Origin of the sequence: Azospirillum rugosum, assembly GCF_017876155.1 — a bacterium.
Taxonomy (GTDB): domain Bacteria; phylum Pseudomonadota; class Alphaproteobacteria; order Azospirillales; family Azospirillaceae; genus Azospirillum; species Azospirillum rugosum.
In genome coordinates, this window is sequence record NZ_JAGINP010000033.1 from 16,292 (window position 1) to 39,866 (window position 23,575).

Here is a 23,575-nt window from a genome sequence, read left to right on the forward strand (position 1 = left end):
CACGGTCGGGACCACACGTAGCCAGACCCAAGGTTTGGGATATATCCGATGAGATATATGCCCCCCCTTTGATCCCCGGCATGCTCCCAATGTAGGTTCATTCCGCTCGCCCGAATCCCGAGTCGCCAAGGCAGGGCCTCAATGAAGGAAAATTTTAGGAGCGGCTATAATTATACAGATTTCAAGGCTGTCAAGAAGACGGGAAATGGAACCTGAGAGGTGCCTATGGAACCTGTCATATTTTCAGGCCACAGAAATCGCGTTATGTTACTCCCACGAACACAGCGAGGTTGAAAGCAAAACAGCAGAATTTTGTTGGCTCGGGATGCAGTTCGCTCCTGAGATTCCGTGGATTCGCTAAGTATTTTTCTGTCATAGTCCTAGATTTACCAAGCGTCAGCCGGGACAATTATGGCAAATATGCCATTTATCCTGACGGCAGAGCGATTTTATCCGTCAAGAATATTCGTTTATATCGAATTCCACACTGGGATGCGATCCGGCGAGCTTGCCCCTCGGGGGCAGCCGCCTGAAGCCACCGAGAAATTCAGAAACCCAAGATATGAACTCGGAATCCACGGTTTCGGGAAAGGACCGATGTCGGCATGCGAGCAGATTGCTCAAGCCGCCAAATCGCACTCATACGAGATCCTGCCAATAGGCGTATTTACAGGAGATCGCAATGGATCTTTGGGAGGCCTTCGACACGTTGATCGGTATGGAACTTTGGCTCGCCCAACCAGCGACTGCTCGGGCAAATCAAACGGTCGTACAACTTGAGCATATCTTCATTGCCGGTGCTCCGCTTCGTGAGATCCACGTAATGGAACTGAACGCGGCCCGATCCTGCAAGCTGCCACTACTCGACCAACGCCTCGGGGATAGCCGGTCCGACACCGAACGTGCTCGGTTCCGCCGGGTCGTTCGGGACGCGATCCAGAATACGGAAGTGAGACTCAGACGGCAGGAACGGGCTTGGGCCGTCATCGAAATCTATATGGCTGATCAAGAGCCAAAGCCGGAACCCGTCGAGAAGCGGGCGACGGCAGTGTCGGTTCCGGAACAGGATTCGCTGGACGCCATGCTGGCCGACCTGCGGCTCACCCTCAACAAGCCAGCCGTTCAGCAGGACCGCGAACATGAGCTTCGCGATCTTCGGATACTGCTCCAGCAGCGTGACCATGAAATCGAGAGCTTGCGACAACATCTCGCCGAGCAGCATGAGCGGGAGGAATCCAATCGGTCTACGAAGAGGCGGCTCGACAATGCTCTGCTGGTTGTTGCCCGGCTGAATCGAAGGATCTTTGACCTTACCCAGGAGGTTAATGACCTCACAAATCGTAATCGGCATCTCGAACAAGAATTGTTGGAAATCCGCAAGACCGCGGAATTTCACGCTGGGAGGGTGAAGAAGCTGATGGCCATGGTGAACGAGTTGGCAGCGGGAAAACTTGGTCATGACGTGGATGCCCCCGAACCGCTTCTTCGCCGCGGCACCAAAAAGCGGACTCCCGAGCAGGTCCAAGAAGACCGCCGCCAGATACTCAAATACGTGATGATACGCGGACGGGTGACTTCCGCGGACATCACCGCGAAGTTCCTTCTGCCCAGATCCGTCGTCAGTGAGGAGATCAAGGCGATGCTGAGCACAGGGCAACTCCGAGCGATCCGGCTGCCCGGAGCCAAACAGGCACGAATCTATGAGGCCGTTCCGGACGTTGCAGTCGGTCCCACCACATATGACCACATCATGGCCGTCGCCCGCTCGATGCCGGAGTTCCAGGCTGGAGATGTTCCGACCGGCCGTTACGCGGCATATCTTAAAATTCAGAAGCTAGTCCGCGACGGGACCCTGCGTCGCCGGAAGGTGGGCAAGAACGTCTTCTACTCCCTGCCGACTTGCGTCGAGTGAGGTTCGCCATGGTCCGCCCCTTGGTCAATTACGTGAACTCCTCAGATGAATGGTACACCCCCGGATCTGTAGTCCAGGAGGTACTGAATAGGCTCGCCCTTCGCCAAGTGGACCTGGATGTGGCGTCGCCGGCCATCCGGACGCTGCCGGCACGGCGACGGTTCACGAGGAAACAGGACGGGCTGTCGCAGCCGGGGTCGGGCGTGGTGTGGTGCAATCCGCCATACAGCCAAACAATGGAGTGGTGCCGGAAGGTAGTCGGCGAAGCCGAGACCGGTTGGATCATCGCGGTCATTGGTTTCCTGTCGGCGAGCCTCTACGCTGGCTGGTTCCATTACCACGTGCTGCCGGTGATGTTCTGTATCCGCCGCCATCAGGCCTATATCGAGTGGCCCGACGGGGCCGAACGGCGGAAAACGGAGGCTTCGGTGTTGGTGCTCTGATCATTGCCGAATGCCTCCAAGTTGGCCTGGAGGGGTCCAGGTGGTCGATCATCCGATTCGGCGACAAACTCCTGGAGATCCCGGCGGGCGAGGTGCTGGAGGAATCACTCCACGTCATGACCGACATCGAGACTGGCGAGGTGGAGCATCCGGGGGCTGCCGTGGCAGTCATGATCCCCAAGGGTACGCTCTCAGTAGCCGCCAAGGGGATTTGAACGCGAATAGCCGGATGGTCACCAATTCCTCGGGAGCAGGCAGCGTCGTGTCTGACGAGCCGAGGAACACAGACAGACTTATCTAGTGATCATCTATCCGCACATCAATATGCCGACGACCACTGGTCGCGGAACGGTGGAGCTTTGCCATGAAATACAGTGAAACGAGTTTCAGTTATGCTTCAAAGTTCTACAAACTACGAAACTGGAATGATACGTTTCGTGCTGATGGGCTCCCAAGCCTTGATGCGTGCACGGAGATCTACAAAGTCGTGTGGTATCTCGACGAGTTCGAGGATGAAGATTGGTTCGTCATTGCTCCCTCTGGGGAGATTCTGACGGAGTTTAACCTCCCATACGAGCATGAAGACGGTGAGGTCTACTGCGAGGCAGACGATGTCGAATGGATTTCCGAGGAGGAGCGGATCTCCATCGCGGCGGAGAGCGGCAACATCGCCCCGCCGCTGCCTCCGCATATCGATGATGCACAATAGGAGGATGGCTCATGACCACCCCTGTGCTGAAAGACGACATCACCGCGACGGTCGCTCGGCTTCAGAAAATATTGGGCATGCTCGGGAGCGTTCACGAGGGCGAGCGGGATGCCGCAGCATTGGCTTTCACCCGAACTTGCCGGGAAGCTGGGTGGTCCCTTGCAGACCTCTTGGTCATTCCGCCGGGAGAAGGAGAGGAAGCTATCAACGAACTTCTGACAAAGGACAGAAAGGGAAAATCGTATCGGGAGAAGGAGCGGATCTACTGGGCAGCCAAGAGAGCAATCAACGCGGCGAGGGATGCCGCATCGGCGGATCGCAGACGCGAAGTTAGCCATTGGATTGGTTTGGTTAACGACTGGCAGCGGACCTTCCGGGTTGCCGAAGGGCTATGGCAGGACACTGAACGACAACTGAACGCTCGCGTCAAACACGCAGACGCCATGATGAAAGCCATGGTTGTTCGAGCCGAGCAGGCTGAAGCCCAGAGAGACGCTGCGATTGCCCGAGCCGAACGCCTTCAGGCTCGCCTGGAGGCTCTCCGGGATTTGGCGGCAGCATCGTGGGACCAACTGGAACAGGCGGGCAGTTAATCGACCAAGCTGCTGCCTAGCGTGGTAGATCATCAATATTTGCCCCCAAAAGCTGTCGAACCGCTATCTGAAAGGCAACGCATATGCATGGAGCAGACAAGCTTTTGGATGCACTCCGGAATGGGCTCGCGGAACGGGAGCGGTTCGAACATGAGATGGAGGCCGCCGGTTGGCGGCTAACGCGTGACCTGCACCTGCGGGCGTTTCTGGAGCTTGTGGCCGGCGGATTGCCGGATGGCTCCCCGTTTTCGCTACGAGGCGAGTGTCCGTCCCTCGGCGGCGAACTGGTGCACCACGACTATCCTGACCTGCCGGTCAGACGGGCCGCTCTTGATGATGTCTGGCTGCCGCCGTGGCCACCGGAGATCATGAACGAACTCTGGTCGGAAGTGATCCAGCTTGCCCTGCGGCATCCGGAAAAATTCCGGGAAGCCGTCCAAACAATTTCCGAAACGGATTTGGACTTCAACCTCTACCCGTTGTGAATAATCGGAGGATACTGCTCTCGGCCACGCGATGCCACGAGGAGGGACGCAGACCGACACCGGCCCCACCGCTGCCTCCCAAGGCGTCACCTGAACAGGGACAGGATCGCCTGCTGGCTCTGTTTCGCCAACCCCAGGGCGGTCTGGGCAAGCTGCTGCCGCGTCTGGAGCGTCAGAAGGTTGGTCCCCTCCTCGTTCTGGTCGGCCAGGATCAACTTGTTCGCCCCCTCGTCGAGCACATCGGAGAAGCCCCGCATGAAGTCCTCGCGGGTCGTGATGATGCCCATGCCGGTGGACAGGGCCTGGGACGCCGACCGGACCCGCTGCTCGGCAGTATCCAGACCCGCGATGGCGTTCTCGATGTCGGCCCGGTCCATCCAGCCGTTCTGGCTGTAGTCGACATGTAGCCCCTTGCCCTCGACCTGGAGGTTCTGGCTCTCGACGGTGACGCCGTTCTGGTGGGCAGCGTCAAAGGCGACGAACATGTCGTTGGCGTGGTTGGCGGGCGTGACCAGAGCGGTCTTCAGCAATGCCGATTCGCGGGTGCCGGCTGGCCATTTGATCTCGGCATCGTGCCAGAACGGCGTGAGGGTCTGACCGGCCCCGGTTCCGAGCCGCGAGACCACGCCGACCCGCATGGAGGAGGCGGGTGCGGCGTCTGTCTTGCCGAAGTTGACATCGACATAGGCGAAGCCGGCGTTCGGGATGGCCGATTGGAACGACCGCCCAAAGCCGTCGGTTACCATCAGCGTTGCCTGCCCCGGCCCCGCACTGTCCAGCACACCCTCCTGGAAGCGAAGCCGGGCATTAGCACCGGGCACAAAGCCCTGGATGCTCTCGGGGACCAGATTGTAGACGCCCTGCTTCGCCGATGACGCCATGTTGCTGACGTTGTCGGCGAACGGCGGAATGCCGCCCATTCCGTCGAGGATTGGGCTGTTGGTCGCAATTCCGACCCAGCCGGTCGAATGCGGCTGGGTGTCGGTGATGCCGACCCAGCCGGGTGTGCCCTCGGTGACTGGGCTGGGAATGCCGAAGTCGAAGGCGTACGGGGTCGCGGGGTCGAACGCGTCGATGTTCAGGCGGATGGTCGAGCCCGCGTTCGGGTTGTTCCCCGCAAGCGTGACCGGGAAGTAGGTCTGCCGCTCATTCGGCACGGTGACCTGGGTCACGGAATCGTACCGCGTGTCCCACACATACAAGTCCCTAAGTCCAGGAGAGTTTCCGTCCGGCAGGCCCAGTTTAAACTGGAAGTAGGTGGACTCCGGAACGCTCAGGTACTGCTCGGCCTGGGCGACCGGGACGCCGACCGGAAGGTACGGCCCTGTGCCCCGCAGATCGTCCACCCCGATCTGCGTGCCGCGGGCGAAGGGGTCCGTTCTGGAACACAGCTTCTGCCCATCAACCTCGATCCGAACGGTTCCGCTCGGGAACACGAAGTCGTTGACGCCATTGGCGAGCTTTCCCTGTCCGAGGGGACTCATGAGGTCACGGGTCACAGTAAGACCCTGGTTGTTGGTGACCTTCACGGCCAGGGCGGCGTGCTTCTCGATCTCGACCGAGCGGGTGCCGACGTTGCGTGGCGTCGCGTCGATCAGGTCAAAATCGACATCGAAGCCGACGCGGGAGCCGCTCTGGAAAGCGTGGTCCAACGACAGGGGGATGCCGGCGGCGTCGGCCACCTTCCATTCGTCAACCGTGAACTTCCGGGTGAACGACTCGGGTGGGTTCGAGACGGTGATGGTCTTGTCCCGGCCGGGGCTGCCGGTAACCGCGATCTGGATGTTGTTGAAGTTGCCCCGAGTTGAACTCATAAGGCCGCTGATCGAGAGGCCCGTAAGGCCGAGTTGCTGTTCGGCTTCGGCAATACCCTCAGGAGCCCCCGATATCTCGCCGTTGCCGACCACCTGGATGTCGTAGCTGTCGGGGGACGTGATATCGGTGACGCGGGCCTTCGTGACGCCGACGATTCGCCGCACGTCGAGCTTGCTCTCCGTGGTCGCATCCATCTTCGAGCCGTCACCGACCAGGAGGTTCTTACCGCCATAGCCGCTGTCGTGGGCGACCCCGTTGATCTGGTCCAGGATGGCGTCGAATTGGGTCGCCAAGGCTGCCCTGGTGCGGATCGAGGCATCGTCGGTGCCCAGGGTAGCCAAGGCCGCTGTGGTCAACCCGCGGGCCTGCTGGAGCAGGCTGGCGATACTGCCGGCTCCCTTGTCGGCGGCCTTGATCGTGGAGATCGCCTGTCCCATCGCGTCCTTTACCGCCGACAAATCGGCGGCCCGCTGCGTCAGGGCTTTGGCCGCAAAGTACACCGGTGGGCTGTCCAGGGCAGCATTGATCTTCAGCCCGGTCGCCAGCCGCTGCTGGGCAGCCGACATCCCCTGCTGTGTGACCTGGAGGGTCAGCAGGTTCGCCCGCATCGCGGCGGGAAGCTGAAGGTCGGGAGATACCATCGGGCCGTATTCGTGCTTGCTTGTGGAAATTTTCTTATGACAACAAGCAAACTTGATACCAATAGCCAAAACCTTACACTGTGACGGTCGTCACCATGTGGGGTGGTCATGTTACGTCGGTCGAAGAATGGATGCTGGGCAGGTTGTTCCTGGTTGCGGAAAATTCTACCGGGTTGCGTGGGGCGGAGGAGCACCATGATCAAGGAAGTCATGGGCTGGATGGCTCTGGTTGCCGCCGCGACCGTCGTGATGCCGGCCGTCGCCGACACGTATCAGCCGCCGCAGGTTCATCCGCTTGCCGATCCGTTCGGCCGCGACGCTCCCCCGGCGGGCGGAATGGCCCCCGATCTGCGGCCCGATCCGATCCCGGCCTACCGGGACTTTCCTCACCGATGGAAGCTGATGCAGCAGCCGTTGTGCCAGCCGCTCTTCGACCCGCAGACTGGAAGAACGACCGCATGGCGGTGTCGGATGGCCGACGGCACGATCCAGGAGGTTCGGTAGGTTCGGCCTACCGACGAAGCGGCGGAAACTTATCGGTGATCGCCAGGATCTGAGCCTTCCAGAATAAGATCCGCTCGCGGCACAAGTCGGGTCGAGCCCCCGCGTTGATGATCTGGTGGTATTCGACGTTGTTGAAGGCGGTGGCCATCTGGTGGATTGCATGGGTCGATTCCTCGACCACGCTGTGGGGCAGGTAACCGGTTTCCATGTTCCACTGGCGATCCTTCTGGCGGAGTTCGTTCCGCTTGCCCCGCACCCAGTCGCCGAACTCGTCCCGCAGCCGGGCACAGGTCAGGAAGCCCTCGCGGAGAGCCGGGGCTTCCCGCTGGTACTGCTCCCAGAACTCGCGGGGCTGCTGGTGCAGGAACCGCATACACCCGCCGCCCACGACATCGTCGTTCGGGCACGTCGTACGGCCGGTCGCCTCGGTCGGCGGGCCGCCGCCCTGTCCCGGTGGGAAGGCCAAGCGGTAGGGCGTCGCTCCGTCATAGGGCTGGCCGATCCCGCTCGCTGGTCCTGCCTGCCTACAGCCGGTGGCCACCCCCAACGTGACCAGCAGCACCGCCGAGGTCGCCGTCGTGATCCGGTGCATCACCGCCGGGCTCTCGGCTACCGCCCGCACGCCTGGGCCAGTCCCTTGCCAACCTCTTCGAAGCCGAAGTTGTTGAACGATGCTCCGGGTTGGTCGCCGGGGAGAATGTCGATCAGGAAGGCGTCGCTCATTTTTTCGACCAAAGCGGCAACCGAGGCATAGTCCTTGATCGCAACGCCGCCCTGGACGATTTGCCAGGAACCCGCCGGAGCGACGGTCCCATCCAGCCCCAGTGAAACGTTGATTTGCCCCATACCCCGGACAGGAATCCGCGGCATGTACATTATCGCCGCCTGCTCTTGGGTGGCTGCGTCGCAGACGATGGCCAGCTTGTTCCCCTTGTCGTCCGTTTTGGTGGCGGTGAACCATCCCTTGGCGTTGCCGGTCATCCAAGGAGTGGGCTGGGCCAGAGCAGGAGCGATGCCGGCTGCCATGAGACCGAACACCACGATCAGTACTTTCATTGTGGAGACCCCACGGTGTGAATGCGACGCACGACCCGCCCTCGGCGGCTGTTCGAGCCAACGTTCGGCTTGTTCCTCACCCTTTGGTGACCGACACGTCACAGCGGCCGTTCTGGCAGACGGCCACACAGGAGCCGTTGATCGTCTTGGTGGCCGGTGTGACGTAGATTTCCTGAACACCCCGCTTTTCAAGCAGCGTGACCCGCTGCGGGTTGATGTTGCATTGCCCTCCGGCCTTACCGAACGCGTTGACGGCGACCGAGAAATACAGGCCGTTGGCGGCCAAGGCGTGAAACGAAAGAGCGGAAGCGGTGAGAACGATTGCTCCGACGAGCAACTTCTGTCGATGCGTCAACGTTATCTCCTGTGTGAAATCTAGATCCGGTGGCTTTGCTACATCTCCAGAAGAACATTCCCTCCGGTATCGCTTCTACCGGGTTGGTTGACCTTCTGGAAAACTCTCACCTTTTGGGTGATGCTGCTTGACTTGAGTTTTCTCGCCATCCCGACGAGATGAACTTGCGGCGTATCGCCGGGGATTTCCTTCAGATCGTGCCAGCTTCCCGAGATTTGAACTTGGATGACGAGCGGCGGAACACCGGCCTCACGGCTGGTATCGAAGGCATTCTCCGTCCGCCGGCCGGTTGGTGTTCGATCTGACCCTGTAGCCGCAGGGCCAACGACCGCCGGTACCCGTGGGGCGGTTGCTCTGCCGAGCAATGATCGAACCTGCCGGTATGCGGCTCTGACGAACCTCCAGAGTCGGGGGATTGCCCAGATCAGCAGAAGTATCCACAGGCCCAGCAGGGACAGGAACAGAACCGGGTGGTAGACCGCCAAGGCGATGCCGCTGAAGGTCAGACCGTCCTCGGTTGTCGAGGCGGCCCAGTTCGTGAACGGTTCTGGAGAGGTGTTGATGGCGAGTCGCAGACCGGCTTTGGCCGAGTGGTTGGCTGCCGACAGACCGCCTCCCACCAAGGCCGCGGCCAGGGCGAGACCTGGATCAACGTGATGCGTCCCTGAGAAGGCCAGCACGGCCCCGGCGGGTATCCGGATGAACGTGTGGATCGCGTCCCAGACCGAATCGCCGCCCGGCACCTTGTCGGCCGTGAACTCGACCATGTACATCAAGCCGCCAGCCGCGATGACCAGCGGATGCATTAGGAGTTCCCATCCGGGAGGGAGTTCGACCATGCCGAACACCCCAAGCAGGCCCAGGCCCGTCACTGCGGCGTAGAGGTTGATCCCGCTGGCCCACGTGGCACCGAGCGTCATCGCGATCAGGTGAACGGCATCCATGGCGGGCTCCCGACTGAGCTATGGGGTGACGCCGTCGATTTCGATCACATCGGGTTCCAGGTAGTTCCGGCAGAGTGGGAATATGACGCCCTTGACCTTGCAGTAGCCGACATCGCGGACGCGGATAAAATCCACATCTGAGCAGTGTCGATTGGGAATCTCGTAGGAGTCCTGGTTGACCGACTCCGGATCGGAGTACTCGAACTGGGCGGCGTGATTGTCCAGCGGCTGGTTCGGGAATTTCCGGCTGTGGAAGGTGACGTTGATCGAGATGTGGTCGATGGTCGCATCGCTGTTGTTCTCGAAGAAGAACGCTATCTGACCGTCCTGCATGCAGAGAGCGGACAACCGGAGTGGGCGGCCCGCTTGGGCGACCTGCTGGTTGGCTGCTGACGCAGCACTGTACCCCGCAGCCTGCACGCCGGCCGCGGCGAGCAACGCTGAAGTGAGAAGGGCCATTGGTTTGCCCATGTCGCATTCCTTCAAACAGCCGACACTACCCGGCACCCGACCAGATAGGTTGAATAAATGCGATCATAGCTTAAAGGAAACACGATACTCAACCCGCGGCTGGTGGTTGGCGGGGCAGGCTGTGCAGTCACGGCAGTTGAGGGATGGGAGACGCCGGGAGGTGAGTAGCTACTTCTTCGCCGAGCCCGCTGTGGGGCGGGTAGCCCGACCAGCCCGCTCGGCGTGCTCGACCAAAGCCTCAAGCTGCCGGACGGCCACCAGCAAGAGGTCAGCGTCGAGTCGGCGGAGGAGCGACTTGGCCTTGGCCTCTTGAGCAAGGCGGTGTTCCGGCACTTGCGACGGGGAGACTACGTCGGTGACATCGAGGCCAAGGATTTCAACCAGATCCACGAGGGTGTCGAGGGCTGGCAGGTACTTAGCGTTTTCCAGGGCGGAGATCGACTGCACGCTTAGGTTTGCCCGGTCCGCAAGATCCTCCTGCGTCATCCCATGACCAGTTCGACTAGCCCGAATCAACGATGCCACCTGGGTCTTGAGGTCCCCACCCATACCTTACCTCCGGATCTAGCCGAGGCAGGTTCAGGTTTCCTTGATGTGAGGGCCATGAAGGTACCATGATGACAGAAGAGGAATTCACCAAGGAAACCACAACGTGGGGCGGGAAGGCTTCTCGACCGCCGTCGTACCGTTTAGCATCCGGATCTGCGGCCTCCGGGAGGCCGAGACCGTCGTCAGGGCGTTTGTACCGACGAACATCATCGCCATCAGCGACCCCTACCAGGGTGGTATGCCGGTGCCGGACGAAGCCTCCGTTTTACGGCTGAGCTTTTGGGATCTCGACCGGGAATCAGCGGTCGGGAACCCGATGTCGACGGCACTGTCACGACGCGGGTTGATTCGGATGCCGCAAGTCGGCGACATCCAGGCTATCCTGGAGTTTGGTCGCAGTGTGTCGCCGGGCGGACAGCTGCTCTGCTGCTGCGGAGCCGGACGGTCGCGGTCGGCTGCCGCCGCAGTCATCGCCGTCGCCCAGGCGATGCCGGGCTATGAGGAACAGGCCGTCGTGCTGATCCGGCAGATTCGGCCGGAGGCTCGCCCGAACAGTCTGATGATCAGACTCGCCGACGAGCTAATCGGTGCCGGCGGTTGGCTGCCCGGTAGCTTGGGCCGAGCAGGCGATTGGGCCGATCACTCCTCGTAACTCTCCAGGGACACCACCAGCGGCCCCCGGATAACACCATCGTCGTCCCGCCCCCCAACAGAAAAGCCCTACCGCCCATATCCCGAGATCGACCTCAACGCGGAGCCGCCAGTTACTGAATCGGCAGGGCACTCACTCCACCACGGTGGTGCTGACCACCTGACGGAACGGCAGATCGACCATGACCGGCCACATCTGGAGGGGCAGCCCGTTGAGGTCCTATGCGAGACCGACCACCGCCATCGACTGGCAGCCGGTATAGACGTGAATGGGACCGATGAAGTCCACGCCACGCCGCCAGAAGGCCATGGTCGGGGCCTCCCGCATATCCTGAGGTTGTCCTTGCTGCTGTCGGGACGCATCGCTGGCTGAGGGCAAAGGGAGCAAACTGCATGCCGCCATCTCCCGTCTCCCGACGCTTCAACGGGACAGGGGCCGCATGCACCACTGGTTCTGATTCACCAACCCCAGGGTCGTCATGGCAAGCCATTGCCAAGCTTAGAGTCGGCGGTCGTCGGCGTAGCGTTTTCCGTATTCAAGCTGGAAATTGATCGGGCCACAATACAGCCCCCAGTCGTAGGGGTCTGCCATACAGACGCCGAACCGCCAGATGTTCCAGTCGATTGCGAAGCGGATTTCGAGATTTTTGACGACCCATCTCCCAAGACGTGTCGTCCAATTCGGAATCTCATCCGGATTCAACGGCCAGGGCTCATCGCGGCTGAAATCGCAATACAGGGGGCCGATCTCAACCCAGAAGTAGGCCGGCCGTAGATCCCAGCCAAACCCGAAACTCCAAGACCCGAGATCGACACCGACGGTGGCCGTCCAGGAGGCGATGGGACGCTCGACCAGTGTCCAAGAACGCTTCATTGGTCACCTCGATCCGGTCAAATCGCTCCCCCTATACGGCGGTGGGGTGTTCCGGCCGAGCCGTCGGAGAGCCGCATGGTCTCCACAATGACCTTCACGCTTCGCTCTGGAGGCGGCGAGCGAGCAGGGTAAGCACCAGTTGCTCCGCGTGCTCCAGCATCCTGTCGAGGTGATACACTCGCGGGCTCCCGGCCTCGGAGTCCCACGCCACGGGCTGCGGCCAGACTTGGTCGGGCAACGACAGGTAGATCAAATAGACTACAAACCGCTGGACCTCCAGGGCGGTGGCGACGGTGAACCGCTCGCGGAACGCCATGGGCTTGTCGGCGACGGTGGTGACGTTCGCGACCTCCAGTACCGTGCTGGCCAACCGGGTCATGCGGTGCCGGTAGCGGCTTTCCTGCTCGGTGTCCCACTGAGCGGGGAGCCGATCTGCGAGATCGATCATGTTCTGAAGGGCACGAGGGCGATCACTGTAACGGTCGATGAGCCAGTCGAGGGGATTGGGCATGACGTACTCCTGCCGTGATCCCATTCGAGTACCCCCAATCTGAAAGCTGTCAAGCGAGCCCATGCTGGCGGCTCTGCGTAGCTCTGCTGTTCGCCACACGGCCTGCATCGGCCCCCCAGCCCGGCTGCAACATGGGAGCGTCTCTGGCGACGCCGAGGCGGTCGCGGCGGCCCTGGTGCTTCACCGGCTTCCGGGACAGCCGCAGGCTCGCTGAGCCCCTGACGCGGGCGGCGGTGCCACATGGCCCTACCGGTGCGGCACTGAATACAGCAGTGTCACTGAAGTCGTGTTGATCAGTTTTGAGACTCATGTTTCACTTACTCAAGAAGTCATGTGGAACTGAGGCCCCGGATGCTTGTCGGATATGCTCGCACGTCTACGCTCGATCAGGTCGCCGGCTTCGAGGACCAGATCGAGCACCTGAACCGGCTGGGGGTCGAGAAGGTCTTCAGCGAGCAGGTGTCGGCTGTTGGTCACCGTCCGCAGCTTGACGCGTGCCTGGACTTCGTCCGGGACGGCGACACGCTGATCGTCACCCGCCTGGACCGCCTGTGCCGGTCCACAGCCCACTTCTGCGAGGTGTTCGACCGCCTGGAGCGGAAGGGGGCGGCGATCCGCGTCATCGATCTGGGCATCGACACCAGCAGCCCCACCGGCCGGATGGTCGCCGAGATCGTCGTGGCGGTGGCCGCGTTCGAGCGGCGGCTCCTGCTGGAGCGGCAGCGGGTCGGCATCGCCGTGGCCAAAGCCGAAGGCCGGTACAAGGGGCGAGCCCCTACGGCCCGGCGGCGGTTCGCCGAGGTCATTGAACTCCGCCAAGCCGGCGTGCTGCCGGGCGAGATCGCCGCCCGGCTCGGGATCAGCCGGTCCAGCGTCTTCCGGGCGTTGCGGGAGGCGAAGGTGGCGGCCTGAACCCATACGCTGTTCTCGCGGCACACCCGCCTTCGTGTCCCTTTGAGGAAGTGGCGGACCAACAAGCTGACCGGCCGGCAGTACCAGGCACCGGCATGACCCTTTGCCCCGCAAGCCGGCCCGATGCGGCTCCGGCGGTAAATACCTCCACGCCGACCTGGGCGTCGCGACCATGGAGAGCAAGCATGAAATCCGCCGAGATCGTTTGGAATCTTTCCCGCCGGGCAAGCGGGCACCACGACCACATCGTCACCCTCGCCCTTGACACCATCGACTGGCATCGCTTCCGCTCGGGGTGCGAGGACCTGGACGACGTGACGATCATAGACGCCCGGTTGGACGGGCAGAACCATGTGGTTGTCCAATGCGGGTGCTCGACGGCGGCAATCGCCGACCGGCTGGCCGACGCCTGGGGGTGATCCAGTCGTCGGCCGGTCCCACCGCCACGGCGGTGTGGACGAAGCCGACGACGGCCGGGCGACCGGCTTGACGAGCAGGATTGCCGCCGGCAGAGGAACGGCTCCAATCCTCCCGCCCCTTGGCTGAGCCGTGACCACCGGATCGCCACCAGACGGTCCTGGGAGCCCTCTGACGGCGATGTCGTCGGTCCTGTCCTCATCATGAACTCGACCGGCATCAGCCGGGGGGCGACAATGTCACCGGACAGACCTGACCCGGTGCCCGCATGACCCTCCTCGGCTCCACCAATTCCCCCTCGCGGTCGAGGGGATGGACGATGAAGCGGCCACGGGCCGCTTTTTTTTGTGCCCGCGCGCCGTCAGATCAGGGCCAGACGCGCCTTGATCTGTGCGATGGCTTGGCCGCGCAGCATGCGCTCGTGCACCACGCCCAGGATATCGACGATCCCATCCGCGGCCACTTCGTAGATCAGCACATGGCGGGGCGCGCCAACCCGCCCCGGTGGTTCGGGTACGCGCTTGCGGCTGTGCTTCAGGTGATAGGATCGCAGGCCGATGCCGGCCCCGGTTTCCCGGATGGAGCCGCCGCGGCCCGGTAATTCCGCCACGTCCAGTATGGCCCGGACAAACAGCGCCTCGTATCGCTCACGCCCTGGGCTTCCCCATTCCTGTTCGCTTTGGGCAAGGATGCCTTCGATCGCCTCTTCGGCCGGCTTGGCGAGGCGAAAATCAGCCAAGCTTGCCCGCTCCGGACCGTCTCACGCGCTCCGACGCGCGTTGCCCGAGCCGGCGCAGCAGGCCGGCCGCTTCCTCCTCACCCCGGACGAGGGAGCAGTCGCCACGGGCGATGGCGGCGCGGCCGGCTTCGGCGACGGCACGGATCGCCTCGTTCCGGACGGATCCCGAGGAGAGTTGTTCCTGATAGCGGCGCAGCGCTTCGCCAACGACGTCGCTCGCGGACTCGTGACGTCCGCTTTCGACCTGACGGTCGATGAAATCGCTGAGACGTGCGTCGAGGCTGAAGTTGCGTTCGCCCATGGCCCACCTCCGAAACCATCATTATATGGGCAACGCCAAAGCCTGACAAACCGCCCGTTCAGGTCGGAGGCCCATTGCGATTGGGAGTTGGCCTGAACGGCCCTACCCCCGCGCGCGCAGGTACGGCGTCATGCGCCATTCCGCGTAGCGGATCAGGCGCGAGGCGAGGAAGTTCAGCAGCAGGTAGATGCTGCCCGCCACGATGAAGATCTCGAACACCGCGAAGGTCTGGGCGATGATCTTGCGGGCGATGCCGGTGATCTCCAAGAGCGTGATCGTGCTGGCGAGCGAGCTGGCCTTCACCATCAGAATCACCTCGTTGCCGTAGGCCGGCAGCATCTGGCGGATGGCGATCGGCAGCACGATGCGGCGGAACAGCAGCGTGCGCGACATGCCGCAGGCGCGGGCCGCCTCGATCTGGCCCTGCGGCACCGACAGAATGGCGCCACGCAGGATCTCGCTGGTGTAGGCGCCGGTGTTCAGCGTCAGCGCCAGGATCGCGCACCAGAAGGGCTCGCGCAGGAAGGTCCACAGGAAGCTGCCGCGCACCGCCTCGAACTGGCCGAGCCCGTAGTAGATCAGGAAGATCTGCACCAGCAGCGGCGTGCCGCGGAAGACGAACACGTAGGCGGCCATCAGCCGCTCCGCCACCGGGTTGCCGGACAGGCGCAGCAGCGCCGCCGCGAAGGCGACCGCGGCGCCGAACAGCAGCGCCAGCCCGACCAGCTCCAGGGTCACCGGGACGCCGCCCAAGAGGGTCGGGACGCTGTCCCACATCAGTTCCCAGTTCACCGGTCAGGCCCTCCGCACGCCGCGGTTCGCGCGGCGCTCCGCCCGCTCGAACGCCGCCGTCGAGACGGTGGTCAGCACGAGGTAGAGCGCGGCCGCGGTGGTGTAGAACAGGAAGGGCTGGCGGGTGGACCCCGCCGCCACATGCGCCACGCGCATGATCTCGGCCAGCGCCGTGACGGAGATCAGCGCCGTGTCCTTCAGCGTCAGCTGCCACACGTTGCCGAGCCCCGGCAGGGCGTAGCGCATGGTCTGCGGCACCAGGATGCGGCGCAGGATCAGCCAGCGGTTCATGCCGCAGGCGCGCGCCGCCTCGATCTGGCCGTGCGGGACGGCCTGCACGGCGCCGCGGATCACCTCCGTCGAATAGGCGCCGGAGATCAGACCGACCGCCACGACGCCGACCGTGAAGGCGTTGAGTTCGATGTAGCCCTCGTAGCCGAAGACCCGGCCGATCGCCATGACGATTCCGCCGCCGCCGAAGAACAGCAGGTAGATGACCAGCAGTTCCGGCACGCCGCGGACGATGGTGGTGTAGACCTCGGCGAGGGCGTTGAGGGCGACGTTGCGGCTGAGCTTCGCCGACGCCCCCAGCGACCCGAAGACAAGGCCGAGCGCGAAGGACGACAGCGACACGGCGACGGTCATCGCCGCCCCGCCCAGAAGCTGGCCGCCCCACCCGTTCGGGCCGAAGGAGAGAAGTTCGAACATGGGCACTCGGCATTAAACCCCTCTCCCGGCCCTGCCGGGAGAGGGAGGGGCCCATGCGCGAGCATGGGAGGGTGAGGGCTTGGTTTCGCGGGGAGACCTTGCCCTCACCCTCCCGCGTTCCGCGGGCCCCTCCCTCTCCCATCGGGGATGGGAGAGGGGAAGGACTCTGTTACTTGATCGAGATGTCGTAGCCGAAGTGCTGGGTGCTCAGCTTGGTGATCGTGCCGTCCTTGTTGGCATCGGCGATCGCCTTGTTGAACAGCTCCTTCAGGTCGGCGTCCGCCTTGCGCAGGCCGACGCCCACGCCCTTGCCCAGCACGCCGCGCGAGAAGGCCGGGGCGACCAGGGTCATGTCCTTGCCGCTGTCGGACTTGATGATGGCGTCCACCGCCGAACGGTCGCCGAAGATGGCGTCGACGCGGCCGGCGGCCAGGTCGATGCCCGCGTTGTCCAGCTTGTCGTAGGTGCGCACCGCCACCTTCGGCAGGTACTTCTCCATGAAGTTGGCCTGGATGGTGGAGGTCTGCACGCCGACCGTCTTGCCCTTCAGGGCGTCGCCCAGCTTGTCGATGGCGGCCTTGCCGGCCGGGTCGTCCTTGGACAGGTCCACGCGCTCCGCGCCATAGGCGACCTTGGTCAGCGGCGAGGACTTCATGGTGCCGAACATCGACGGCTCGCTGCCGTAGGGGCCGGCGAAGGTGATGACCTTCTCGCGCTCGTCGGTGACCGACATGGCGGCCATGATGGCGTCGTACTTGCCCTGCTGGAGCGCCGGGATCATGCCGTCCCAATCCTGGGCGACGATCTCGCACTCCGCCTTCATCGTCTTGCAGAGCGCCATGGCGAGGTCCGGCTCGAAGCCGACCAGCTTGCCCGACGGGTCCGTCGCGTTCCACGGGGCGTAGGCGCCCTCGGTGGCGATGCGGATCTTCTTCCAGTCCTTGGCTTCGGCCATGCCGCCGACGGACGCAACAACGGCGCCCAGCGCCAGCGCCGCAACGATCTTCTTCACGGAAAACCTCCTCTGTTCAGATGCCTTTTATGGACGGTTCTTCTGACCGGGCAGGCACTGAGCTTTACGGTTTCACAACGCCAGTCAAGTGGATTAAGCGCTCAGCCGCCGTTCGACAGGTGGCGCGAAAGGAACTGTCGCACGCGCTCCGATTCCGGATTGACCAGAACCCGGTCGGGCGGCCCTTGTTCCTCGATTCGGCCCTGGTGGAGGAAGACGACCTCCGACGCGACCTCGCGGGCGAATCCCATCTCGTGCGTCACCAGGATCATGGTGTTGCCCTCCTCCGCCAGCTGGCGGATGACCAGCAGCACCTCGCCCACCAGTTCGGGGTCGAGCGCGGAGGTCGGCTCGTCGAACAGCATGACCTTCGGCTGCATGGCCAGCGCGCGGGCGATGGCGGCGCGCTGCTGCTGCCCGCCGGACAGCTGGACCGGGTAGCTGTCCGCCTTGGCCAGGATGCCGACCTTGTCCAGCAGCTTGCGCGCGCGGTCCACCGCTTCCGCCTTCGGGACGCCCAGGACGTGCACCGGCGCCTCGATGACGTTCTCCAGGATCGTCATGTGGGTCCAGAGGTTGAAGTTCTGGAACACCATGCCGAGCCGGGTGCGCAGGCGGTCGACCTGCCGGGCGTCGGCCGGGATGGTGCGCCCGCCGCGGCCCTTCTTCAGCCCGATGGCCTCGCCGCCGATGACGATGCGCCCTTCGTCCGGCACCTCCAGCATGTTGATGCAGCGCAGCAGCGTGCTCTTGCCGGAGCCGGAGGAGCCGATCAGCGTGATGACGTCGCCCTCGCGCGCCGTCAGGGACACGCCCTTCAGGACCTCCAGCGGACCGAAGCGCTTGTGGAGATTGTCGACGATGACGGCTTCGGGGGCGTTGGGATTGGTGGGCGGATGTCGGTGCATTCGGGCCTGTTGGCGGGGAGAGAGGTACGACCAATCATGGACTTCGCCGATAAGCTAGACCGCCGGCCAATCCCCCGCAACGCGGATTTTGCAGTGCCCGTCCGGTAAATGGCAACCTACCAGAGCATGAGCACCAGAAGTTGCGGCGCCAGGATGCGCAGGCACATCGCCAGCGGGTAGACGGTGGCGTAGGCCAGCGCCGGCGCCTCCGACGTCACCAGCGCGTTGGCGTAGGCGAGGCCCGGCGGGTTGGTCTGCGCCCCGGCCAGCACGCCGCAGATGGTCAGGAAATTCAGCCCCATCACCCCGCGCGCCACCAGCCCGGTCAGCAGCAGCGGCACCAGCGTGACCAGCACGCCCCAGGCCATCCAGGGCAGGCCGGCGCCGCTCGCCATCGTCTCCACGAAGCGGTCGCCGGACGCGATGCCCAGCACCGCCAGGAACAGGACGATCCCCAGTTCCCGCAGGGCCAGGTTGGCGGCCGGCGGCATGAACCAGACGAGCGGCCCGACATGGCCGAGCCGCGCCAGCAGGATCGCCGCGATCAGCGGCCCGCCGGCCATGCCGAGCCGCAGCGGCGCCGGCATCCCCGGCAGGAACAGCGGGATGGAGCCGAGTGCGGCGCCCAGCGCGATGCCGACGAAGACCGGGATCATCTCCGCCGTCTGCAGCCGCCGTTCCGAATTGCCGATGATGCGGGCGACGGCGCGCAGGTCGTCCGGCTTGCCGATCACCGTCAGAATGTCGCCGAACTGAAGCTTCAGCGCGGCGTCCGGCACCAGCTCGATCCCGGCGCGGGTGACGCGGCTGACCACCACGTCGCAGACCCCCTTCAGGTTCAGCGCGGCGATGGACTTGCCCAGCACCGCGTTGGCGGTGACCACGATGCGCTCCCACCGCAGGTCGCTGCCTTGGGTGGTCAGCCGCACGTCGGCCGGCACGCCCAGCAGCATGCGCGCCTGCTCCAGCTTCAGCCGCGGGCCGACCACGTGCAGCACGTCGCCGCAGGCCAGCCGGGTGTCGCCGGTCGGCACGCGCAGCTGCCCGTCGCGCAGCAGGCGGGACACGCAGACGCCCAGGCTGTCCAGGACGGTCAGCTCGGCCAGCCGCACGCCGTGCACCGACAGGTTCCGCACGGCGATGTCCATGGTTTCCAGCGCCGCGACCTCCGCCCGGCGCGCCGCCTCGAAGCCGCGCGCCTCGGCCTGCGGGTCGATGCCGAAGACGGCGCGCACGGCGGCCATGGCCAGCAGGTTGCCGGCGATGCCGAAGGGATAGGTCACGGCGAAGGCCAGCCCGGGCAGCGCCATCGCCGCGGATTCCGCCCCCACCTCCTTCAGCACCTGCTGGGAGGCGGCCAGCGCCGGGGCGTTGGTCACCCCGCCCGCGAAGACACCGAGGCCGGAGCCCAGCGGCAGCAGACCGGTCGTCACCAGCAGGGCGGTGATCAGGATGCTCGACCCGACCATCAGCAAGGCGAGCCCGTTCAGCGCCAGCCCGGACTTCTTCAGCGCCGCGAAGAAGCCGGGGCCGACCTGGATGCCGATGGTGTAGACGAACAGGATCAGGCCGAAGTCGCGGATGAAGTCCAGCATCTCCGCGTCGAAGGTCACGCCCGCCTGTTTGGCGAGGTGCCCGCCGGCGATGCCCGCGAACAGCACGCCCCCGATGCCCAGGCCCACGCCGCGCAGCTTGATATGCCCCAGCGCCAGCCCCGCGGCGGAGGTGACGCCCAGCATGAAGACGACGCGGGCAATGGGCGGCATGCCCTGGAAGATGGCGGCGAACAACTCGGCGAGCGCGTGCATGGCCCGTTTCCTCGCGGTGGAGGGAAAGGACCGCCCCCGCCCCTACCAGAGGAAGAGGACGATCAACTGGGGGGCCAGGATACGCAGGAACATTACCACCGGGTAAACCGTGGCGTAGGCAAGAGCCGGCGCCTCCGACGCGCTCATGGCGTTGGCGAAGGCCAGGGCCGGCGGATCGGTCATGCTGCCGGCCAGAAGCCCGCAGATCGTCAGGTAATTCTGCCGTTTCACCGCGCGGGCGACGATGCCGACGACCAGCAGTGGAATCAGTGTGACCAGCGCGCCGCAGCCGATCCACAGCAGCCCGTCGCCCTCCACCAGCGTCTCCACGAAGCGGTCGCCGGACAGCAGGCCGACCACCGCCAGGAACAGCACGATGCCGATCTCGCGCAACGCCAGGTTGGCGGCCGGCGGCATGAACCAGACCAGAGGCCCGATGTGCCCGATGCGCGCCAGCAGGATCGCCGCCACCAGCGGCCCGCCGGCCAGCCCCAGCTTCATCGGCGTCGGCATGCCCGGCAGGTAGAGCGGAATGGAGCCCAGGATCACCCCCAGCATGATGCCGAGGAAGACCGGCACGAACTCCACCTGCTGTAGCCGCCGCGCCGAGTTGCCCATCAGCGCCGCCACCCGGTGCAGGTCGGACGGCTTGCCGATGGCGGTCAGGATGTCGCCGAACTGGAGGTGCAGCGCCGGGGTCGGCACCAGTTCCACGCCCGCACGGTTCACCCGGCTGACCACCACGTCGTAGGCGTCGGCGAGGCTCAGCTGCCCGATGGTCTTGCCCAGCACATGCTCGTTGGTGACGACCAGCCGTTCCCACCGCATGTCGGTGCCCTTGGTGGTCAGCGTCACCTCCGCCTCTTGGCCCAGGTAGGTCTTCATCCGCTCCAGCTTTTCCCGCGGGCCGACCAGATGCACCACGTCGCCGGGGTGCAGGCAGGTGTCCGGGTGCGGCACCTGGAGGTGCCCTTCCCGCAGCAGCCGCGACACCATCACGCCCAGATCGCCGAACAGCTGGATGTCGCGCAGCGGCGTGCCGAAGGCCGCCGGGTTGCGCACGGCGACGTCCAGCGTCTCCAGCGTCTCCACCTGGGCGCGGCGCGTGCGCTCGAACGCCTCGGCCTCCGCCAATGTGTCGATTCGGAACAGGACGCGGACCACCCCCATGGCGATCAGGATGCCGACGATGCCGAAGGGATAGGCCACGGCATAGCCGAGGCTGGGCGTGTTGATCTCGGCGGCGCTCGCCCCGACCTCCCGCAGGATGCCTTGGGCGGCGCCCAGCGACGGCGTGTTGGTCACCGCACCGGAGAAGATGCCCAGCACCGCCGGCAGCGGCACCCCGCCGACGAGGTGGATCGCCACCGCCACCAGCACGCCCAGCCCGACCAGCGACGCGGCCAGCGCGTTCAGCGTCAGGCCGGACTTCTTCAGCGCCGCGAAGAAGCCGGGGCCGACCTGGATGCCGATGGTGTAGACGAACAGGATCAGCCCGAACTCCCGCAGGAAATGCAGGACGTGCAGGTCGAAGGTGAGACCCAGCGCCTTGGCGACGTGCCCGCCGGCGATGCCCGCGAACAGCACCCCGCCGATGCCCAACCCCACCCCGTGCAGCTTGACCTGCCCCAGCGCCAGCCCCGCCGCCGCAACGGCGCTGAGGGCCAGCATGATGCGGGCGATGTCGGGCAATCCATTGAACAGGTCGAGCAGGACGGTCATGCGGGGCATCCGGGGCGGTCACGGGTCGCGCGGTGCGCGTGGTAATGGATGCCTGGACAATTCCGCGTTGGCAATGAGGGCTTTTCCGGAGGACGCTACCCCATCCGTCACCCCATCAAAATTTCGCCACTTTCTCGGCATAGACAGAGGACAGCCGTCAGGCACGATGTGACCCGGAAGGGACGTGACCCCCGTCCCGATCCTCTGCGACACACACATTGCTACTGACACAGCGCGACTGATAGGGCGACCGCCACGCGGCGCCCCCAGCCAGGCCCCGGCTGGATCCGCGGCCATCGCAAGAACCCCCTTGCGATGGCCGTTTCTTTTTGGCCTCTCCGTTCCCTGTGCTATAGCTCCCCGGCCCCGTCCACCGCACGAGCCCGCCCGTCCCCATGCCCGTTTTCGCCGGTACCGAGTTGACCTGCCTCCGCGGCGACCGGCTGGTCTTCACCGGGCTGGATTTCCGGATCGAGCCGGGGGAGGCGCTGGTCCTGCTCGGCCCCAACGGCAGCGGCAAGTCGAGTCTGCTGCGGGTGATGGCCGGGCTGCTGAAGCCGCTGCGCGGCCAGTTGTCCTGGGACGGAGTCGCGGTGACCGAGGATCCCGATGGCCACCGTTCCCGTATCCATTACGTCGGCCATCTCGACGCGGTGAAGCCGGTGCTGAGCGCGGTGGAGAACCTGGCCTTCTGGGCGACGCTCGGCGGGGCCGCCGACCCGCGCGCCAACGCGCACGCCGCGCTGGACCGGCTGGGGGTGCCGCACATCGCCAACGTCCCGGGCCGCTACCTGTCGGCCGGGCAGAAGCGCCGCCTGAACCTCGCCCGCGTGATCGCCGCCCCCGCCGCCCTGTGGCTGCTGGACGAGCCCACCGTGGCGCTCGACCGCGCGGCCATCGCGCTGTTCGAGGAGATCATCGCGGAGCACCGCGCCGGCGGCGGCATGGTCGCCGTGTCCACCCACGTGGACATCGCCATGCCCGGCGCCCGCGACCTGCACCTGGACGACTTCACCCCCGTCCCCCATGACGAGGACGAGACTGAGCACGAGGATGTGGAAGGGGAGGACGCGGCATGACCCGCTTCCTGCGCCTGGTCGGGCGCGACCTGCATCTGGCGCTGCGCCAAGGCTCCGACGCCTCCATCGCGGTGATGTTCTTCGTGCTGTGCGTCGTGCTGTTCCCCTTCGGCGTGGGGCCGGAGCCGAACATCCTCGCCCGCATCGCCGCCGGCGTCATCTGGGTCGCAGCATTGCTCGCCTCGCTGCTGTCGCTGGAGCGGCTGTTCCAGAACGACTACGAGGACGGCTCGCTGGAGCTTCTGTCGCTCTCCACCCTGCCGATGGAGGCGGTGGTGCTGGCCAAGACGCTGGCCCACTGGCTGGTGACGGGCGTGCCGCTGATCGTCGCCGCGCCCTTGCTGGCCGTGCTGCTGAACATGAACGCGGAAGGGTTCGGCATCCTGGTGCTGACGCTTCTGGTCGGCACCCCGATCCTCAGCCTGATCGGCAGCATCGGCGCCGCCCTGACCCTGGGCGCCCGGCGCGGCGGCGTGCTGCTGTCTCTGCTGATCCTGCCGCTCTACATCCCGGTGCTGATTTTCGGCGCCGGCGCCATCGACGCCGCGCTCAACGGCCTGACCCCGCGCCCGCACCTGCTCCTCCTCGGCAGCCTGTTGGCCGGCGCCCTGCCGCTCGCCCCCTGGGCGAGTGCCGCGGCGCTGCGGCAGGCGGTGGAGTAGGG

Annotated in this window: 28 protein-coding genes; 11 read left to right on the plus strand and 17 right to left on the minus strand. The window is 64.7% G+C overall.

Translation table 11 applies throughout. From position 1 onward, the window contains the following. Nucleotides 1-682 precede the first annotated feature (682 nt). The 5 genes from J2851_RS31825 (at nt 683) to J2851_RS31845 (ending at nt 4,142) form a co-directional block, all read left to right on the plus strand. Nucleotides 683-1,912 carry a hypothetical protein gene (locus J2851_RS31825; RefSeq protein ID WP_209771951.1) on the plus strand — a complete coding sequence of 410 codons (1,230 nt, stop codon included), beginning with the start codon at nt 683-685 and terminating at the stop codon, nt 1,910-1,912. 8 nt (nt 1,913-1,920) lie between these two features. Then, nucleotides 1,921-2,355 (plus strand): DNA N-6-adenine-methyltransferase, encoded by a 435-nt coding sequence (locus J2851_RS31830; protein ID WP_209771953.1) that lies wholly within the window; start codon nt 1,921-1,923, stop codon nt 2,353-2,355. 364 nt (nt 2,356-2,719) lie between these two features. Beyond that, nucleotides 2,720-3,064: a hypothetical protein gene (locus tag J2851_RS31835; RefSeq protein WP_060721690.1), complete on the plus strand. Its 345-nt coding sequence runs from the start codon at nt 2,720-2,722 to the stop codon at nt 3,062-3,064. An 11-nt stretch (nt 3,065-3,075) separates the two neighbouring features. Then, nucleotides 3,076-3,657, plus strand: a complete 582-nt coding sequence (locus J2851_RS31840) for a hypothetical protein (RefSeq protein WP_209771955.1) — start codon at nt 3,076-3,078, stop codon at nt 3,655-3,657. Nucleotides 3,658-3,740: 83 nt separating this feature from the next. Then, on the plus strand, nt 3,741-4,142 hold the full coding sequence (locus J2851_RS31845; protein WP_045581526.1) for a hypothetical protein: 402 nt from the start codon (nt 3,741-3,743) through the stop codon (nt 4,140-4,142). Nucleotides 4,143-4,228: 86 nt separating this feature from the next. Here the strand turns inward: J2851_RS31845 and J2851_RS31850 are convergent, their stop codons facing one another. After that, complete coding sequence (locus J2851_RS31850) at nt 4,229-6,598, minus strand: flagellin N-terminal helical domain-containing protein (protein WP_209771958.1); 2,370 nt, start codon at nt 6,596-6,598, stop codon at nt 4,229-4,231. A gap of 195 nt (nt 6,599-6,793) precedes the next feature. Between J2851_RS31850 and J2851_RS31855 the strand changes: the two genes are divergently transcribed. Next, nucleotides 6,794-7,102: a hypothetical protein gene (locus J2851_RS31855; RefSeq protein WP_209771960.1), complete on the plus strand. Its 309-nt coding sequence runs from the start codon at nt 6,794-6,796 to the stop codon at nt 7,100-7,102. A gap of 7 nt (nt 7,103-7,109) precedes the next feature. Here the strand turns inward: J2851_RS31855 and J2851_RS31860 are convergent, their stop codons facing one another. The 6 genes from J2851_RS31860 to J2851_RS31885 form a co-directional block, all read right to left on the minus strand. Further along, nucleotides 7,110-7,694 carry a hypothetical protein gene (locus J2851_RS31860; RefSeq protein WP_209771961.1) on the minus strand — a complete coding sequence of 195 codons (585 nt, stop codon included), beginning with the start codon at nt 7,692-7,694 and terminating at the stop codon, nt 7,110-7,112. Between the two features lie 17 nt (nt 7,695-7,711). After that, on the minus strand, nt 7,712-8,158 hold the full coding sequence (locus tag J2851_RS31865; protein ID WP_209771963.1) for a hypothetical protein: 447 nt from the start codon (nt 8,156-8,158) through the stop codon (nt 7,712-7,714). 76 nt (nt 8,159-8,234) lie between these two features. Continuing rightward, entirely contained in the window at nt 8,235-8,513 is a 279-nt protein-coding gene (locus J2851_RS31870) for a hypothetical protein (RefSeq protein WP_144428139.1), read from the minus strand. A 38-nt stretch (nt 8,514-8,551) separates the two neighbouring features. Next, nucleotides 8,552-9,457, minus strand: coding sequence for a DUF4126 domain-containing protein (locus J2851_RS31875; protein ID WP_209771965.1), 906 nt, complete (start codon nt 9,455-9,457; stop codon nt 8,552-8,554). An 18-nt stretch (nt 9,458-9,475) separates the two neighbouring features. Then, nucleotides 9,476-9,928 (minus strand): hypothetical protein, encoded by a 453-nt coding sequence (locus J2851_RS31880; protein WP_209771967.1) that lies wholly within the window; start codon nt 9,926-9,928, stop codon nt 9,476-9,478. Nucleotides 9,929-10,096: 168 nt separating this feature from the next. Beyond that, the gene (locus tag J2851_RS31885) at nt 10,097-10,477 is read right to left on the minus strand and encodes a helix-turn-helix transcriptional regulator (RefSeq protein WP_082108873.1); all 381 of its coding nucleotides are present in this window, start codon (nt 10,475-10,477) and stop codon (nt 10,097-10,099) included. Between the two features lie 103 nt (nt 10,478-10,580). On the opposite strand from J2851_RS31885, the gene J2851_RS31890 reads away from it, so the two are divergent. Continuing rightward, nucleotides 10,581-11,129, plus strand: coding sequence for a hypothetical protein (locus J2851_RS31890; protein ID WP_209771970.1), 549 nt, complete (start codon nt 10,581-10,583; stop codon nt 11,127-11,129). Between the two features lie 498 nt (nt 11,130-11,627). On the opposite strand, the gene J2851_RS31895 is transcribed toward J2851_RS31890, so the two are convergent. Then, nucleotides 11,628-12,002: a hypothetical protein gene (locus tag J2851_RS31895; RefSeq protein ID WP_045581519.1), complete on the minus strand. Its 375-nt coding sequence runs from the start codon at nt 12,000-12,002 to the stop codon at nt 11,628-11,630. Nucleotides 12,003-12,096: 94 nt separating this feature from the next. Continuing rightward, a complete protein-coding gene (locus J2851_RS31900; RefSeq protein ID WP_144428141.1) occupies nt 12,097-12,513 on the minus strand; it encodes a hypothetical protein in 417 nt (138 codons plus the stop codon). Between the two features lie 351 nt (nt 12,514-12,864). Between J2851_RS31900 and J2851_RS31905 the strand changes: the two genes are divergently transcribed. Continuing rightward, nucleotides 12,865-13,425, plus strand: coding sequence for a recombinase family protein (locus tag J2851_RS31905; protein WP_209771973.1), 561 nt, complete (start codon nt 12,865-12,867; stop codon nt 13,423-13,425). Nucleotides 13,426-13,610: 185 nt separating this feature from the next. Continuing rightward, entirely contained in the window at nt 13,611-13,844 is a 234-nt protein-coding gene (locus J2851_RS31910) for a hypothetical protein (protein ID WP_209771976.1), read from the plus strand. A gap of 359 nt (nt 13,845-14,203) precedes the next feature. Here the strand turns inward: J2851_RS31910 and J2851_RS31915 are convergent, their stop codons facing one another. The 8 genes from J2851_RS31915 to J2851_RS31950 all read right to left on the minus strand — a co-directional run bounded on the left by J2851_RS31915 (nt 14,204) and on the right by J2851_RS31950 (nt 21,832). After that, nucleotides 14,204-14,581: a type II toxin-antitoxin system RelE/ParE family toxin gene (locus J2851_RS31915; RefSeq protein ID WP_209771979.1), complete on the minus strand. Its 378-nt coding sequence runs from the start codon at nt 14,579-14,581 to the stop codon at nt 14,204-14,206. Then, on the minus strand, nt 14,574-14,882 hold the full coding sequence (locus tag J2851_RS31920) for a ribbon-helix-helix domain-containing protein (RefSeq protein WP_209771982.1): 309 nt from the start codon (nt 14,880-14,882) through the stop codon (nt 14,574-14,576). The genes J2851_RS31915 and J2851_RS31920 overlap by 8 nt, the downstream gene beginning before the upstream one ends. 102 nt (nt 14,883-14,984) lie before the next feature. Next, entirely contained in the window at nt 14,985-15,674 is a 690-nt protein-coding gene (locus J2851_RS31925) for an ABC transporter permease (protein WP_209771983.1), read from the minus strand. Nucleotides 15,675-15,677: 3 nt separating this feature from the next. Continuing rightward, on the minus strand, nt 15,678-16,382 hold the full coding sequence (locus J2851_RS31930; RefSeq protein WP_209771985.1) for an ABC transporter permease: 705 nt from the start codon (nt 16,380-16,382) through the stop codon (nt 15,678-15,680). A gap of 169 nt (nt 16,383-16,551) precedes the next feature. After that, the gene (locus tag J2851_RS31935; RefSeq protein WP_209771987.1) at nt 16,552-17,394 is read right to left on the minus strand and encodes a transporter substrate-binding domain-containing protein; all 843 of its coding nucleotides are present in this window, start codon (nt 17,392-17,394) and stop codon (nt 16,552-16,554) included. Between the two features lie 101 nt (nt 17,395-17,495). Beyond that, nucleotides 17,496-18,302, minus strand: coding sequence for an ABC transporter ATP-binding protein (locus J2851_RS31940; RefSeq protein WP_209771989.1), 807 nt, complete (start codon nt 18,300-18,302; stop codon nt 17,496-17,498). 116 nt (nt 18,303-18,418) lie between these two features. Further along, nucleotides 18,419-20,110, minus strand: coding sequence for a putative transporter (locus tag J2851_RS31945; RefSeq protein ID WP_209771991.1), 1,692 nt, complete (start codon nt 20,108-20,110; stop codon nt 18,419-18,421). A gap of 42 nt (nt 20,111-20,152) precedes the next feature. Beyond that, a complete protein-coding gene (locus J2851_RS31950; protein ID WP_209771994.1) occupies nt 20,153-21,832 on the minus strand; it encodes a putative transporter in 1,680 nt (559 codons plus the stop codon). Between the two features lie 395 nt (nt 21,833-22,227). Between J2851_RS31950 and ccmA the strand changes: the two genes are divergently transcribed. Together ccmA and ccmB are read left to right on the plus strand one after the other, a co-directional pair. Then, nucleotides 22,228-22,911, plus strand: coding sequence for a heme ABC exporter ATP-binding protein CcmA (gene ccmA, locus J2851_RS31955; protein WP_209771997.1), 684 nt, complete (start codon nt 22,228-22,230; stop codon nt 22,909-22,911). Then, nucleotides 22,908-23,573, plus strand: a complete 666-nt coding sequence (gene ccmB / locus J2851_RS31960) for a heme exporter protein CcmB (RefSeq protein ID WP_209772000.1) — start codon at nt 22,908-22,910, stop codon at nt 23,571-23,573. The genes ccmA and ccmB overlap by 4 nt, the downstream gene beginning before the upstream one ends. The last annotated feature ends 2 nt before the right edge of the window (nt 23,574-23,575 follow it).

Bases quoted from the DNA above. Each gene is read 5' to 3' on its own strand.
- J2851_RS31825 (WP_209771951.1), top strand. From the start codon at position 683: ATGGATCTTTGGGAGGCCTTCGACACGTTGATCGGTATGGAACTTTGG.
- J2851_RS31830 (WP_209771953.1), top strand. From the start codon at position 1,921: ATGGTCCGCCCCTTGGTCAATTACGTGAACTCCTCAGATGAATGGTAC.
- J2851_RS31835 (WP_060721690.1), top strand. From the start codon at position 2,720: ATGAAATACAGTGAAACGAGTTTCAGTTATGCTTCAAAGTTCTACAAA.
- J2851_RS31840 (WP_209771955.1), top strand. From the start codon at position 3,076: ATGACCACCCCTGTGCTGAAAGACGACATCACCGCGACGGTCGCTCGG.
- J2851_RS31845 (WP_045581526.1), top strand. From the start codon at position 3,741: ATGCATGGAGCAGACAAGCTTTTGGATGCACTCCGGAATGGGCTCGCG.
- J2851_RS31850 (WP_209771958.1), bottom strand. From the start codon at position 6,598: ATGGTATCTCCCGACCTTCAGCTTCCCGCCGCGATGCGGGCGAACCTG.
- J2851_RS31855 (WP_209771960.1), top strand. From the start codon at position 6,794: ATGATCAAGGAAGTCATGGGCTGGATGGCTCTGGTTGCCGCCGCGACC.
- J2851_RS31860 (WP_209771961.1), bottom strand. From the start codon at position 7,694: ATGCACCGGATCACGACGGCGACCTCGGCGGTGCTGCTGGTCACGTTG.
- J2851_RS31865 (WP_209771963.1), bottom strand. From the start codon at position 8,158: ATGAAAGTACTGATCGTGGTGTTCGGTCTCATGGCAGCCGGCATCGCT.
- J2851_RS31875 (WP_209771965.1), bottom strand. From the start codon at position 9,457: ATGGATGCCGTTCACCTGATCGCGATGACGCTCGGTGCCACGTGGGCC.
- J2851_RS31880 (WP_209771967.1), bottom strand. From the start codon at position 9,928: ATGGGCAAACCAATGGCCCTTCTCACTTCAGCGTTGCTCGCCGCGGCC.
- J2851_RS31885 (WP_082108873.1), bottom strand. From the start codon at position 10,477: ATGGGTGGGGACCTCAAGACCCAGGTGGCATCGTTGATTCGGGCTAGT.
- J2851_RS31895 (WP_045581519.1), bottom strand. From the start codon at position 12,002: ATGAAGCGTTCTTGGACACTGGTCGAGCGTCCCATCGCCTCCTGGACG.
- J2851_RS31900 (WP_144428141.1), bottom strand. From the start codon at position 12,513: ATGCCCAATCCCCTCGACTGGCTCATCGACCGTTACAGTGATCGCCCT.
- J2851_RS31905 (WP_209771973.1), top strand. From the start codon at position 12,865: ATGCTTGTCGGATATGCTCGCACGTCTACGCTCGATCAGGTCGCCGGC.
- J2851_RS31910 (WP_209771976.1), top strand. From the start codon at position 13,611: ATGAAATCCGCCGAGATCGTTTGGAATCTTTCCCGCCGGGCAAGCGGG.
- J2851_RS31920 (WP_209771982.1), bottom strand. From the start codon at position 14,882: ATGGGCGAACGCAACTTCAGCCTCGACGCACGTCTCAGCGATTTCATC.
- J2851_RS31930 (WP_209771985.1), bottom strand. From the start codon at position 16,382: ATGTTCGAACTTCTCTCCTTCGGCCCGAACGGGTGGGGCGGCCAGCTT.
- J2851_RS31940 (WP_209771989.1), bottom strand. From the start codon at position 18,302: ATGCACCGACATCCGCCCACCAATCCCAACGCCCCCGAAGCCGTCATC.
- J2851_RS31945 (WP_209771991.1), bottom strand. From the start codon at position 20,110: ATGCACGCGCTCGCCGAGTTGTTCGCCGCCATCTTCCAGGGCATGCCG.
- J2851_RS31950 (WP_209771994.1), bottom strand. From the start codon at position 21,832: ATGACCGTCCTGCTCGACCTGTTCAATGGATTGCCCGACATCGCCCGC.
- ccmA (WP_209771997.1), top strand. From the start codon at position 22,228: ATGCCCGTTTTCGCCGGTACCGAGTTGACCTGCCTCCGCGGCGACCGG.
- ccmB (WP_209772000.1), top strand. From the start codon at position 22,908: ATGACCCGCTTCCTGCGCCTGGTCGGGCGCGACCTGCATCTGGCGCTG.